This window comes from Psychrobacter sp. FME6 (assembly GCF_014861365.1).
Classification (GTDB): Bacteria; Pseudomonadota; Gammaproteobacteria; order Pseudomonadales; family Moraxellaceae; genus Psychrobacter.
On sequence record NZ_RRYW01000003.1, the window covers coordinates 24,059 to 38,007 of the forward strand.

Sequence of the window (13,949 nt, forward strand, 5' to 3'; positions counted from 1 at the left end):
CTAAGGCGTTTACTCAATTGATAATAGCGATATATCTACTTTATTAAATAGGTGATACTCTTTGGATTATTTTGAAAGACATGAAGGTGGCGAACGCGCCATTATAGTACATTTAGACATCCACCAAATTCAAGACCCTGACGATCTTAGCGAGTTTGAACTATTGGCAGACTCAGCAGGCGCAGACCGCTTAGCACTGGTCACAGGCGCGCGCTCACGTCCCGACGCCAAATACTTCGTCGGTAGCGGAAAGGCAGAAGAAATTGCAGAATTGGTACGCGAACACGACGCTGACATTGTACTGTTTAACCACAGCTTATCGCCATCCCAAGAGCGAAATATCGAAGCTCTGGTAAAATGTCGCGTCCTTGATCGTACCGGCTTAATTTTAGATATTTTTGCTCAGCGTGCTCGCACCTACGAAGGTAAGCTACAAGTGGAGCTGGCACAGCTTAACCATCTATCGACTCGCTTGGTACGTGGTTGGACGCATTTAGAACGCCAAAAAGGCGGTATCGGTCTGCGTGGGCCGGGTGAAACTCAGCTTGAAACGGATCGTCGCTTATTACAGACGCGCGTCAATCAGCTAAAGAACAAACTAGAAAAGGTACGCCAAACGCGTGCCCAAGGTCGCGCACGTCGTCAAAAGTCAGACGTACCAACTATTTCGCTCGTCGGTTATACCAACGCGGGTAAATCCACTCTTTTCAATCGTTTGGTCGATGAAAACATCTACGCTGCGGACAAACTGTTTGCCACGCTTGATCCGACCTTACGTCGCCTAGACTGGCAAGGTGTTGGTCGCGTTGTTTTGGTTGATACCGTAGGTTTTGTACGTCATCTACCGCATGAGTTGGTAGAATCGTTTCATGCGACGTTAGAAGAGACACTAGAGGCGGATTTATTGTTGCACGTTATCGATTCTAGTAGCGAAGATATGCATGAGCAAATTCAAGCAGTCAAAGACGTGCTAGCTGAAATCGACAACGATGTGCCAGTGCTCAATATTTATAACAAAATTGATTTGACCGATGAGCCTGCGCATATTGGTTATGCTAGCGAAGGCCAACCCAATCGAGTGTATGTCTCCTCTCGCGAAAATCTAGGGATGGAGGAGCTATCGCTTGCCGTACAGCAGCTGCTGACTGGCGCACTGACGACGTTTGATTTGACCTTACCTTACAATGCTGGTCAATTTAAAAACACGTTATACGAGTTAGGCGTTATCTTAGAAGAAAGCTACGACGATAGCGGCCATGAATGCTTAACCATTCGTTTGCCAAGCGAAAGGCTCAAACAGCTACTTGGCCAAGCCAATCTAGAGCCTTCAGATGTCTTGCCACTGGCGCAAGCAACGTTACTAATGCCAGTACTTGAAGAGTTCGAAAAGCCTGATGAGGATGAGCAGCAGACAATGACCGAAGCCGAAGAAAAAGCCTTTGCGGAATTTGAAGCATTGAATTCGACAGCAGAAAAATCGCTCGATTCAGAAACCTAAATCATGTATTTAACGTACTTTATTTAATAGCTAAAGGACGATATCAAGCGATACCGTCCTTTTTTGTATGCTAAGGCGTGTCCTCAATTCAAGCGATTGTATCTAAATAGGCTAAAAATGGCAGCAAGCCCAATTATTCTATACACTTTATTAGTTTGCTGACTTTATATATAATCACTTTTATATGGCATTCGTGAGGATATATGCTCTCATCCTCCTATTTATACATGACGTGGCCAAAATTACTTATGAAGTCTACTCATTCCCCCAATATACCTCTATGGTTGGCGTTAATCTTAACCTTAGCCATGATTGTTTTTGTTCGTGAAGCCGCCGTTATTGTCTGTCAGTGGGCAGGTATCGAAAAAGCCGCCAATATCGTTGGGTTAATCGTGATGTTTATTATTTTGATCACGTGGCGACTGCTTAAAGGGCTACCCAACTGGCTCACTCAAGCCAGTAATACCTTATTGGTCGATAGCGGCTTTGCCTTTTTACCAGTCTCTGCAGGCGCAGGTTTGCTACTATTTGCGCTAGGTGATGAGTTGTGGGGGGCGATGCTGACCATGATTATCAGTACACTTATCCCACTTTGGGGTCTGGCGATTTTATCTAATCGCTGGTTAAATCGTGAAATAGACACTGACAGAGACAGCACTATCAACGAGCACAAGGGCCAGCTTTGAGCTGCGTGGTTAAAGGAATATGATGAGTTTTGATAGTATGTTTATGACCACCCTTGCTGCGATATTATTAACCTTAGTAGCACACGTGATAGCTCGCATACTGGCGCGCAAGCTCTCATGGTTGCCTATGGTGATTACTGCACTGGCTTTGGTGCTATTGTTTTTGTTTATTTTGCAATGGGATTACAATCATTATTATAGTGCGGCCAAACCGGTATTTGACCACCTGTTAGGCTACGTTACTGTACTGTTGGCTGTGCCATTGGCAGCCATGAACTTTAAAGGCTTGCCGGTCAAAAAACTGACGATGATTGTCATGCTGGCCAGTTTGGTTGGGGCGTTGCTACCGATGTCATTGGCGTATGTATTTTCACTCAGCCACGACACCATACTTGCTTTTGCTACTCGTTCGGTGACCACACCGATTGGGTTGAGTATCGCAGATTTAATTAAAGCACCTCTGGCTATGGCAAACCTAATTATTATTGTCTCAGGAATTATTGGTGGTACGTTGGCGCGCTTTATGTTTCGCGGTATCGATGATGATCGCGCCAAAGGGTTGGCGCTTGGCTTGGCCGCTCATGCATTTGGTACGGTAGAAGCCTGGCAAATCAGTCATACCGCTGGTCGTTATGCGGCATTTGGCTTGGCGGTGAATGGTCTAGTAACCGCCGTTTGGGTGCCTATCTTTATCACGGCGCTTTCCATTTAATCGTGTTTAATAAAACTTCTATTTAACTAAAACAAAGCTTTATTAGTAAACATAGTCGATACTGAATAAAATGAATACACCACACTATACTATACTATAGCTGATTCACTTTAAAACTGATACGAGTGCTACTGGAGTAAATTTTTCGCCGCCTCTGTCACGCCTGCGAACAGCAAGCAAGAAAAATTAGCACCAGTAGCACGGGATTATTGACGTGTCGATTTTATTTAGAACTGACTATAAGTGTCTCTTTTATATGGACCTGACTATAATAGCTCATTACCATTAAAATATTAGCAGTGATAAATAAGCTTAAAAAACAGTGGACTAAAGCATGATTCAATGCCCTTAAAAACGTTAGGGTATTGATTTTTTTACAAATTAATCGCGACTTTTGTATTTCGTTCGGATAATCACATGCGTTGAAAAGTTATTATATGTTATAGGGGCTGTATAGAATTCAGCTAAGGAACTGACAGAGACTATTTTTTAGGCAGTTCGACGCCAAAAATAGTAAGTTTAGTTATTCTAAGCGCGATAGTTTTGGCTATGAAGTGGCAAAAAATAGTCCTGTTCCTTCGGACTGATGCTAAAATCGCCCCAGACGTTGTTGTAAATCTAGCTAAGGTCTCGACATTACCTTCGATTTACGCCTAGTCTGGAATTATTTTAGCGATCAGCAGTCCTAATAGATGAATTCTATACAGCCCCTAGTAAGCAAGTATTATTTTTTGTATCTATTGTGAGTGGTTTTTAATTAAACGTAGTTTTGCTGGATTGATATATCAATGATGGCTGCAAACACGGCAACCGCTTAAACGCGCAAAATAATAGACCTATAAACAATATGTCTATAAACAGTGCGCCTATAGGCAAAGTAATTTGCTATGACTCGATAAAAAGTGATAACCCTATGATGAATGTTGCAACCTTAGTGACTCGCTGCTTGTCTCCTGTTTTACTCACCGCCGTTGCTCTATCCAGTTTTTCTGTCACTGCCCAAGCGGGCAATATGTATATCTATAAAGACACAGGTGGCCAAGTCCTGCTGACCAATGTTAGTCCAAGTGGTAATTTCGATAAATTCACCAAAAAAGTGAAAGTAACCTACTACAAAGATTCTAAAATGTACGACGGTGGCAGCAATAACTACGGTAGCAGCGCTAGCAGCAATAGCGGAAGCCGCAACTCATACGACAGTTATATTCGTGCCTCTGCTGCGCGTCACGGCGTAGATCCTGCACTTATAAAGGCAATGATGCACACCGAGTCAGCCTTCAACCCTAATGCCCGCTCACCTGTCGGAGCGCAAGGCTTGATGCAGCTAATGCCGGCTACTGCACGCCGATTTAAAGTCAGTAATGCCTGGAATCCAGCCGAAAATATCGAAGGCTCTGCTAAATATATTGCATGGCTGATGAAGCGTTTTAATAACAATGTAGAATTTGCGATTGCAGGCTATAATGCGGGTGAAGGTAATGTCGATAAATATAACGGCATCCCTCCTTTTAAAGAAACCCGTAACTATGTCCAAAGAGTGATGAGCCGCTACCATAGCTTATATAAAAATGACGCCGGTCTTACTGAAACCAGTATGAATGCCAGTAACCAAACTGCCAATCCTAATACCAGTGGTGGCTTGCAAAACGTCAGTTACGCGACCAATAATAATACCAATAACCCCAGCTACGCCAACTCAGCCTATGCGGCATTACGCTAATATAAAAACCAGCAGTAATAGCCCCATATAAAAAGCCCGCTAATGATTAGCGGGCTTTTTATATTTAAAAGATAAGCGATTAGCGCTATATCAAACAATCGACGTAGCACTCACTCTTTTAACATCTATACCATTCACAAGAATTAGAGTGGCAAGAAAAACGAGTTCAAGTACTATACCTTCAAGTACTATGTCTTATAGACTAAACAAGTTTGACACGGCCAATCTTAATTTTTGGGTTTGGTATTATTTGTTTGCCGCTTGGGTAGCAGCAACTTCAGCAGCAAAGTCTTCTTGCTTCTTCTCGATGCCTTCACCAACTTCTAGACGTTTGAAACCAAGTACTTTTACGCCTTCAGCTTTTAATACGTCACCAACTTTTTTATCGTTGTCCATCACGTATGGCTGACGTAGTAAAGTGACTTCGTCTAGGTATTTACGTAGGCCACCTTCGATCATTTTTTCAACGATATTGTCAGGCTTGCCAGACTCTTTTGCTTTGGCTTCGATGATGTCTTTTTCGCGTGCTAGTACGTCAGCAGCAACGTCTTCGTCATCGACAGCAACTGGGTTAAATGCAGCGATATGCATGGCAAGATTTTTGCCAGTTTCTGCATTACCGCCTTCAAAAGATACCACTACACCGATACGTAGGCCGTGACGGTATGAGGCAATATTAGCGCCCTCTAGCGTTTCAACACGGCGAACTTGGATGTTTTCACCGATTTTCTGTACCAATGATACGCGTGCTTCTTCAACCGTTTGACCATCGCCATACGGTAGCTCAGAGATAGCAGCGACATCAGTGACGTTGTTTTCTAGGGCAAGGTTAGCCACTTTTTCTGCAAATGCAGTGAAGCTGTCATCTTTTGCGACGAAGTCAGTTTGGCAGTTAACTTCTAACAAGAATGCTTTATTTTCGCCTTGAGCGATGATGATTGCGCCGTCAGCTGCGATGTTACCAGCTTTTTTAGCCGCTTTCGCTTGACCAGATTTACGTAGGTTATCAATGGCAGTTTCGACATCGCCGTTTGATTCTTCTAACGCTTTTTTACATTCCATCATGCCAAGACCAGTACGGTCACGCAATTCTTTTACCATTTTGGCAGATACTTTTACTTCTGACATAAGAGTTACCTTTTATTATGTATGGGGGTGCACGTGCACGATACTTATTTAGACGTATTTAAACGTGCTTAAATGCTGTTTAGCGTGTCAATAATAAGGCATGACGAGTAAAACTACATCATGCCTATTATGAACTTATACGTATGAGCTTATACGCTGTTAATAACTTTATATGGCTGCTAATAGGTTGACTATCAAGACATCCTTACAAAGTTAAACCTTATCGGTCAGCAATTTATTCTGCTGGAGTAGCCGCTTCTTCTGCTTTGGCTTCAGCTGGTGCTTCTTCAGTAGCAGCAGGCGCTTGCTCTGCAGCTTCTTGTGCTTGGTCAGCTTTGCCGCCAGCTTGAGTCTGTGCGTATTCTTTACCAGCGATAATCGCATCAGCCATAGAAGTTACGTACAAAGTCACCGCACGGATAGCATCATCGTTAGCTGGGATGATGTAATCAACGTCGTCAGGGCTAGAGTTGGTATCAACGATACCGATAACTGGGATACCTAGATTTTTGGCTTCTTTGATAGCAATTGCTTCGTGATCAACGTCTACAACGAAGATTGCGTCAGGTAGGCCGCCCATGTCTTTGATACCGCCCAATGAACGCTCAAGTTTTTCCATATCGCGAGTACGCTCTAACGCTTCACGCTTGGTAAGCTTAGCGAAAGTACCGTCTTCTGCTTGTTTCTCAAGCTCTTTTAGACGATTGATTGACTGGCGTAGTGTTTTCCAGTTAGTCAACATACCACCTAACCAGCGATGGTCAACGTATGGCATGCCAGCACGAGTCGCTTGCTCAGCGATGATGCCGCTTGCTGCGCGTTTGGTACCAACAAATAATACTTTGTTTTTCTTCGCAGCTAGGCCATTTACGTAAGTCAATGCTTCGTTAAACGCTTTTACGGTGTGCTCTAAGTTGATGATGTGAATCTTGTTACGCGCACCAAAGATGTATGGACCCATTTTTGGGTTCCAAAAACGTGTTTGGTGACCAAAGTGAGCGCCGGCTTGTAATAAGTCGCGCATTTCGATTTTGGTTGGATTGTTTGTAGCCATGTTAAATATCCTATTGGTTGGGTTATGCCTCCACATCACAAAAACTGCCTATCTAGCGACACGCATTTGCTTTGGATGCACGTGTATAAATACAACACATAGCCATTAAGCAAATTAATCAAGTCGCCAAACACCCAGCAATTTTTTGCCATGATGTGTGTGTCATTGGTTGATGGGTGGGTTTAAAAAAGTGAGCCATGATTTTAACTTAACAATACTAAATTATAAAAATAGCTGCGCTGTATTTTATCATATAACGCTTGGCGACTGCTAGTGCTATTATGCTGTTTGAGCGTATGATATGGTCAATCGACTATAAAAGAGGTAGATTCAAAATAGCGTTCTACTGGTATAAATTTTTCTGGCGTGCTGTGCCTGCGCAGACAGAGGCTGCAAAAAATTCATACCAGTCCCGCTGTATCGATTTTATACTGAACTCACTATATCAGTGATGGATTAAGCGATACAGATACCTATCACTGCCTTATAACCACGCCAGGTAAATGGTGTGACATAGCTTTGGCGGTCTTTGGGCAAATAAGACACGCTTGGCGCGCCCTCAACGATATGCGGCGGAGAGATAATAAACTCCGAGCCAAACTCAGTGCGCGCATTGCCAGAGATGGTATTTGCCATCTCACCCAACAAGTCTTTCATCATCGTCATTGATGAATCAGGCTCGCCCATTACTTTTATCACCTCTCGCAGCATCACACTTGGCGCACTCACATACACACAGCCTTCAAGAGGACCTGATATCTCGATGACACCACTAAAATCATAACCAACCGCACTCTTGTTATGATTTAAATAAGGGGTATCAATAGACACATCCGAGCCATCAATCTGCGCAAAAAACGCATTGATTGAGCTAAGAAACACACCTAGTTTTTCTACTTTAACCATAATATATTACTATCCAACTTTATTACGTGGCAGCAGTATTAATCCTGCAAACAGACCACAATCTCGCCTACTTGCGAATGCCAAGTGATGGGAATGATAAAAGAACGCTCATCGTTCGGCAACACGATACTTTGTGGCGCGCCTTTGAACACAAACGGTACAGAAATATGAAACTCTGAGCCAAATTCTTTACGTGCATTGCCTGCGATGGTATTTGCTACTTCACCGGCTAAATCGATATAATTCTCATCACTTTTATCGGTTTCACCCATGCTATCCAATATAGAGGACAGTAATTGACGGGTCGCCGAAAAATACACCACGCCTTTTTGTCCACCTGATATACCAATCACACCCGTATAATCATGAACTTTTGGCTGCTTGTTTTCCAACAAATAAGGGGTATCAGCAACGAGCTCTTCTCCGCCAAACTGATTAAAATAATTGCTAATAATACTTAAAAAAATCTGTAGCTTTTGTTCTTTCATAATCACATCTACTTAAGTCATTGAATGGTTTAGTCTTGCATCAACTCATGCAAAGACTCTACAAGCTCTTCTTCTGAAAAAGGCTTGCATAAAAATCCGCTGGCACCCAACGACAACGCTTCAATACCCGTAGCCTTATCAGACAACGCTGACACGACCAAAATACGGACTTCAGGGTCAATCGCAATGATCTTTTCAATACACTCAAGTCCGTCCATCTGCGGCATGGTCAAGTCCATGGTAATCACATCAGGACGATGAATATTGAACTTTTCAATAGCTTGAACGCCACTGGTTGCCGTAGCAACCAACATAAACTGCCCTGAATCATACGCGCGCTGAATACGGTTTCGGATGATATTTGAATCATCAACAATCATTAATTTATGCATAACCTATTACCTGTAATGAGGTACGTGGTCATCCTTAACCGCGTACCTGTTGTCCCCAATTAAGCTTTAGGTAACGTAATGACGAATTGCGTCATTTTACCCAGTTCACTATTGACATTCAGCTTGCCGCCGTAGTCTTTCACCAATGCTTTGATGATATCTAGACCCACACCGCGACCACCATCTTCATCGGCATCATCTCTGGTAGAGAAGCCAGAAGCAAATAGCTTTTTAAGTAAATCACCGTGAGTGAGCTGACTTGCCTCTTCACTATTAAAGTGGTTTTCTTCAACCAGTTTATGACGGATACCATCATAGTCGATACCTTGACCGTCATCTTGCACAATCAGCATAAAGTCTTGACCAGTGTCTTGCACTTCTAGGTCAATTTTACCTGCCGCATCCTTCCCAAGAGAATGACGAACGCTTGGCGCTTCAACACCATGTACCACAGCATTGCGTAGTAACTGAATACCAATCTCTTTGATAGGCTTGGCAAGATGCTCTGGGATATTGACTTGCGCTAACGTGTGGCTGTTTAGCTGTATCTGCTTGCCTTGTCTTGCGGCGATATCCTTGGCAAAATCTCGATAAAATGAGAGCTGATCATCCTTTGGCTCATCGTTCAGGTCGATATCCTGACCACCAGCAATAGTGATGCCACCAATCGATAGGCTGGCTGGCTGATGGCTAATAGCAGTATCAGGCGTTGCTGTTTTTACTGCGCTCTCTTTCGCCATCGCATCATTTAACGCAGTTGTTTTTTGCGTGGTGGCAGGTTTGGTAGGTGCTGGCGCTGAGCGGTTGATACGCTCACCGAGCGTTGCAATGGTATTAGACAAGCTCAACAAGTCATCTAAATGCACGGCAAGTGGCAAGAAATCATTACCCGATAGCTGACCTTGGTTTTGCAGCGCATGCAACTTGTCTTCAGCATCTGAGGCAATCTTAGTAAAGCTGTGCAGTTTTAGCGCAGAAGCCTCGCCTTTTAGACTGTGCATTTCGCGATAAATGGCTTTCAACTTGCTTTCTAGCTCAAATTGCGAGCTACCAGGGTTTTTCAAGATATTGTTCATCTTGTTGATATGCGCATCGGTATTGGCAATGAACTCGTTAATAATCTTCGGATTCACATTCAAGATAGTGGTGAGCATCTCAATCTGCATATCGTTCTGAGAACGCTCTTTTTCTAAGCGCTGCTCAAGATAAACAGCATCAGAGACGTCATTGACGTTGACCAAGATACGGGCAATGTCTTTATTATCATACACGCGTGAGAATTTGAAATCTAAGAAACGGCTATTCGCGCCTTTATTGCCAGCAGCATTATGCAGCATGACTTTGTGTAGAGGGTTTAGAGAGTCCACCAGCTTTTCTTTGACTCGTGGGTTGTATAGCTGCTCAATAAACTGCTTGGTGGTGTTTAGGTCTTTATCAGAGATACGACCACGTAATACACTGGTAAGGTTCTCACCTGCCAAGCTATCAGCACCGATAATGTCGTTTAAAGCGCGAGAATGCTGCTGACCAATCTTCAAATCTTTATCTAGCAGAAATAGACCGGTATTGACCGTTTGCATAATTTCTTGGGTTTCGCGGCGCGCCGTTATCAACTCTTCATCAGAGGATTTCAATCTACGCACAAAATATAGTACGAATATGATGAAATATAAAATTGCGAATGAAATACCAAAAACTTGCAGATTCCGTAGGAACCCAGCACGCTGACCGTTCTCATTACCTAAACTATTACTAAGTGCGGTGGCATTATCATAAATACCTTGTGTACTCTCTCCAAACCTATCCTCTAAAGTACTTGCCGCTAAGACTGATTGTGAATCAACATAGCTGGTTGCTTCTTGTTTATAAGGCGTCCACAGATTTAAAGTGTTTTGTACATACTCAATCTGATCAGGCGCAACTGGAGGCTTATAAACATCTTCATCATCACGAATAGCAACATTACCGCCCTCATTAAGCGTAGTGATCTCTTTATCAAGCTCTTGCGTCAATTGAGTTATTTTTGCCGCTTGCGACTGTAGCGCAGATGCAGGTTGCTGCTGTTGACGCATAATATTGAGTAGATATATCTCTTGGGTGAGCGTTGGAATATCACTTCGAAGGTCCGAGCTCAACGTAGTACCAGCTCGCAAATCACGAATCTTCAGTGAGTTATAAATACTAGTAACCAAAACACCTGACGTTAACAGTAAGAAGATAACGACTGAAACGACAATTGAGGTATAGCGGTTTTTAGAGATATCCAAATTTGAACGTGTAGAAGGTGCATCCACAATTAACTTCCTTGTTTAAATAGTGCATAAAATGAGATTAAAAATCTGAATGATTGATCGCTTTAATGTAGCCAAACATTTATGACATCTCTAAGCCTTAGTGTTATACAAGGCAACTGGCCATATAACCATTCAATCATCTATCCTTGAAGATTAGAGTAGGTCTAGGGCGTGTCCTACGTTTTTAGTGAAGAATTACTTTTAGCTTAAGCGTGTTTTATTAAAACCCATACCCTATCAATATCTTTTCCATAGGCACAGATATGTATTCACATAGAGGATATGTTGAAATTTCCAGATAAGTTTAGATAAGATTTTTATAAAACGTTGAATAAAAACAATCTTAGACAATATGATTTAGAAGAAATATTTTTTTATGAATGGTTGCTTAATTACAATTAAGTAAGGTTTTACACAGGTATATTGCTTTTTATTACACAAAATTACATTTTTAATCATACTAAAATGAACTTGCGAATGCAACAATTTTATTTGACTTTTGTTATGGGTTAATTCTTATACTTCTTATAATACCATTTACAAAAATTAGAGTAGCAAGGAAAACGAGTGCAAGTGCTACGCACTGTAGACTAAACGAGTTTGACAGGGCTAATCGTACTTTTTGGGTTTGGTATAAACATAAAAAAAGCATTTAGACGTATAATACGTGCTAAATGCTTTTTCGACATTTATTCTAGCTAGCTAGAATTTATCTATTAACTACTCTGCCCGTTAATTATTCTGCATTATCAAGATTCAAGTTACGGTCGATTTGCCAAATCAAATAACAACCAAGGCTCATTAGGGAAAACATCGCGATACCCATTTTTAGGACTGGATTGACTGGGAATAAGTTTAATAATAAACCCCCAAAGATACCCACTGAAAACATCAGCGATCCTTGTAAGGCACTGGCCATACCCGCACGGTGCTTTTGAAAGGCCAGTGCAATCGCTGAAGCGTTGGGCTGGGTCAAACCTAAGCCTGCGATACAAAAGAAAATACAGGCCAATACCAGTGGTAGCCACGCATCCGCACCAAGAACCATACCAATGACGAACAACACACCCGCAGAAATGACCTGCATCATCGCCCCAAAACGCAAAATACTCAAAATACGAAAGCGATTGGTCAACCATTGGTTCAGCTGGGTAAGACCCACAAAGCCCGCCGCATTCATGCCAAACAGCCAACCGAAATGTGTCGCTGATACGCCATAGGTATCCATGATTAATTCAGAGGCTGAGCTAATATAGACAAACATTGCGCCCATTAATAGCCCGCCACCAATCGCTGGATAGTTAAAAGTGGGGTCTTTTAACAAGTCCCAATATTGACTAAGGACTTCTTTGGCAGGGCGCGTATTACGGTTTTCTTCGCTAAGCGTTTCAAAAAAGAAAAACTTCGTGAGTAATAAATTAAGTGTACCAAAAGCGGCCAAAAACCAAAAAATAGAATGCCAGTTAAAAAACTGTAAAAACAGCGCACCAAGCGACGGGGCTAATATCGGCGCTAAGCCCATCACCAAAATCATAATAGAAAAGGCTTTGGCAGTTTGTTTGGCAGTCAGGCGATCTCGAATAGCGGCGCGAGTGACCACTGCACCCACACACGCACCCAGCGCTTGCATGGTTCGCCCGACAAACAATACATATTCATTATTTGTGGTCGCACAGACAATGGAAGCGACGACATATAGCGTCATGCCGATATATAAAGGCTTTACTCGGCCAACACGATCACTAAATGGCCCATAAAACAGTTGTCCAAAAACCAAACCAACAAAATAAGCAGGAACGGAGTTGGCCATAAATGCTGTTGAGACGCCAAAATCATCTGCCATCGATGGTAATGCTGGTAGATACATATCGATGGATAATGGCCCTACCGCTACGATAAGCCCAAGCATCATAATCCATGCAACAGGCAAATCAGCAGAGCGCACGCGATCAGCAGCAATCGGTTTATTGGGTAGGGAGGATTGTGGAGCAGACATATTTAGACCATTCTATAGAGTGATTATTTATTTTATTATCGATGCGCTGTTTGTGTAATTTTACCTAAGAAATAATAATTTCTACAAACAATCATGCATACTTACGTCCAGTGACGCAAGCCGACCGTCTTATATCGTACTATCTGCTTGTAATTCAATAGACGTATGACGTTAATAAAACAAACTTTCACACCTAAAACAATCTATCAAGATAGGGCACACTTTTCTAACGAAACTGACGCTTACCAAACGCGGTACTGGCTTGCTTGGCTTTTCTAAGTGCCAGCTTACGGTTACGTCCGAGCATCATTTTCAGCTGCCAGACTTTTTCTTTGTATAAGGTAGTCGCAGGCTGATGATGCATGGCATTAATCACCCGTTTACTCGCCAGCACGGCATCGGGAGAGCGCTCGGCAAATTCAGCCGCAAGCTGCTGGGCTTGCTCAAGTGGCGTCTCACTACAATGACTGACGAGACCCAGCGCTTTACCGGCATCGCCATCGACCATGCGCGCACTCATTGCCAGCTCTTTTAGTACGTCTTCTCGGACCACGCCAAACGCTGATTGTGTTAAACCCATATCGGGCACTAAGCCCCACTTGGCTTCCATGATAGACAGCTGGCAATCAGGATGGCTGATACGCACATCGCAGGCGAGCGCCAATTGCAACCCTGCACCAATACAGTGCCCTTCTAAAACTGCTATCACGGGCACTGGCAGATCACGCCACACCAGACAAACACGTTGGAACGAACTCTGCCATGGCTTTACCAGCTCCCAAACCGCGAATGCTTGGTTTTTGGGATGATTTAAATCGCCCAAATCGATACCCGCACAAAACGTCCCTTCCGCCCCATTGAGAATGACCGCTCGTATCGTTTTGTCTTTGCTAATGCGACCTGCTACTGCAATCAGCTCGTTCACTACTTTAAAGCTCATGGCGTTTTTTTTGTGTGGACGATTTAAGGTAACCGTTACTATATTGTCAGTCGCACTGACTTGTAAGGTTTCATACTGATAAGTGGCGATAGTATTCATAACAATCCTTATTAATGAGTAAAAAATGGCGCTGAT

General features: G+C 42.8%; 12 protein-coding genes. 4 read left to right on the plus strand and 8 right to left on the minus strand.

Annotated features, from left to right (window positions below):
- Positions 1-61 precede the first annotated feature (61 nt).
- From hflX to EI162_RS00850, 4 genes are all read left to right on the plus strand, one after another.
- Positions 62-1,498, plus strand: a complete 1,437-nt coding sequence (gene hflX, locus EI162_RS00835) for a ribosome rescue GTPase HflX (RefSeq protein ID WP_192522536.1) — start codon at positions 62-64, stop codon at positions 1,496-1,498.
- Positions 1,499-1,746: 248 nt separating this feature from the next.
- Positions 1,747-2,184 carry a CidA/LrgA family protein gene (locus EI162_RS00840; RefSeq protein ID WP_192522537.1) on the plus strand — a complete coding sequence of 146 codons (438 nt, stop codon included), beginning with the start codon at positions 1,747-1,749 and terminating at the stop codon, positions 2,182-2,184.
- Between the two features lie 22 nt (positions 2,185-2,206).
- Positions 2,207-2,896, plus strand: a complete 690-nt coding sequence (locus EI162_RS00845) for an LrgB family protein (protein WP_192522538.1) — start codon at positions 2,207-2,209, stop codon at positions 2,894-2,896.
- Positions 2,897-3,809: 913 nt separating this feature from the next.
- Positions 3,810-4,616 carry a lytic transglycosylase domain-containing protein gene (locus tag EI162_RS00850; protein ID WP_192522539.1) on the plus strand — a complete coding sequence of 269 codons (807 nt, stop codon included), beginning with the start codon at positions 3,810-3,812 and terminating at the stop codon, positions 4,614-4,616.
- 246 nt (positions 4,617-4,862) lie between these two features.
- Here the strand turns inward: EI162_RS00850 and tsf are convergent, their stop codons facing one another.
- From tsf to EI162_RS00890, 8 genes are all read right to left on the minus strand, one after another.
- Positions 4,863-5,744, minus strand: coding sequence for a translation elongation factor Ts (gene tsf, locus EI162_RS00855; RefSeq protein WP_192522540.1), 882 nt, complete (start codon positions 5,742-5,744; stop codon positions 4,863-4,865).
- 235 nt (positions 5,745-5,979) lie between these two features.
- The gene (gene rpsB, locus EI162_RS00860) at positions 5,980-6,798 is read right to left on the minus strand and encodes a 30S ribosomal protein S2 (protein ID WP_192522541.1); all 819 of its coding nucleotides are present in this window, start codon (positions 6,796-6,798) and stop codon (positions 5,980-5,982) included.
- 456 nt (positions 6,799-7,254) lie between these two features.
- Positions 7,255-7,704, minus strand: coding sequence for a chemotaxis protein CheX (locus tag EI162_RS00865; protein ID WP_192522542.1), 450 nt, complete (start codon positions 7,702-7,704; stop codon positions 7,255-7,257).
- Between the two features lie 38 nt (positions 7,705-7,742).
- The gene (locus tag EI162_RS00870) at positions 7,743-8,192 is read right to left on the minus strand and encodes a chemotaxis protein CheX (RefSeq protein ID WP_192522543.1); all 450 of its coding nucleotides are present in this window, start codon (positions 8,190-8,192) and stop codon (positions 7,743-7,745) included.
- A 29-nt stretch (positions 8,193-8,221) separates the two neighbouring features.
- Positions 8,222-8,584: a response regulator gene (locus EI162_RS00875; RefSeq protein WP_192522544.1), complete on the minus strand. Its 363-nt coding sequence runs from the start codon at positions 8,582-8,584 to the stop codon at positions 8,222-8,224.
- Between the two features lie 59 nt (positions 8,585-8,643).
- The gene (locus tag EI162_RS00880; protein ID WP_318779280.1) at positions 8,644-10,878 is read right to left on the minus strand and encodes an ATP-binding protein; all 2,235 of its coding nucleotides are present in this window, start codon (positions 10,876-10,878) and stop codon (positions 8,644-8,646) included.
- Between the two features lie 736 nt (positions 10,879-11,614).
- Positions 11,615-12,874: a multidrug effflux MFS transporter gene (locus tag EI162_RS00885; protein ID WP_192522545.1), complete on the minus strand. Its 1,260-nt coding sequence runs from the start codon at positions 12,872-12,874 to the stop codon at positions 11,615-11,617.
- A gap of 226 nt (positions 12,875-13,100) precedes the next feature.
- Complete coding sequence (locus EI162_RS00890) at positions 13,101-13,913, minus strand: crotonase/enoyl-CoA hydratase family protein (RefSeq protein ID WP_192522546.1); 813 nt, start codon at positions 13,911-13,913, stop codon at positions 13,101-13,103.
- Positions 13,914-13,949: the final 36 nt, after the last annotated feature.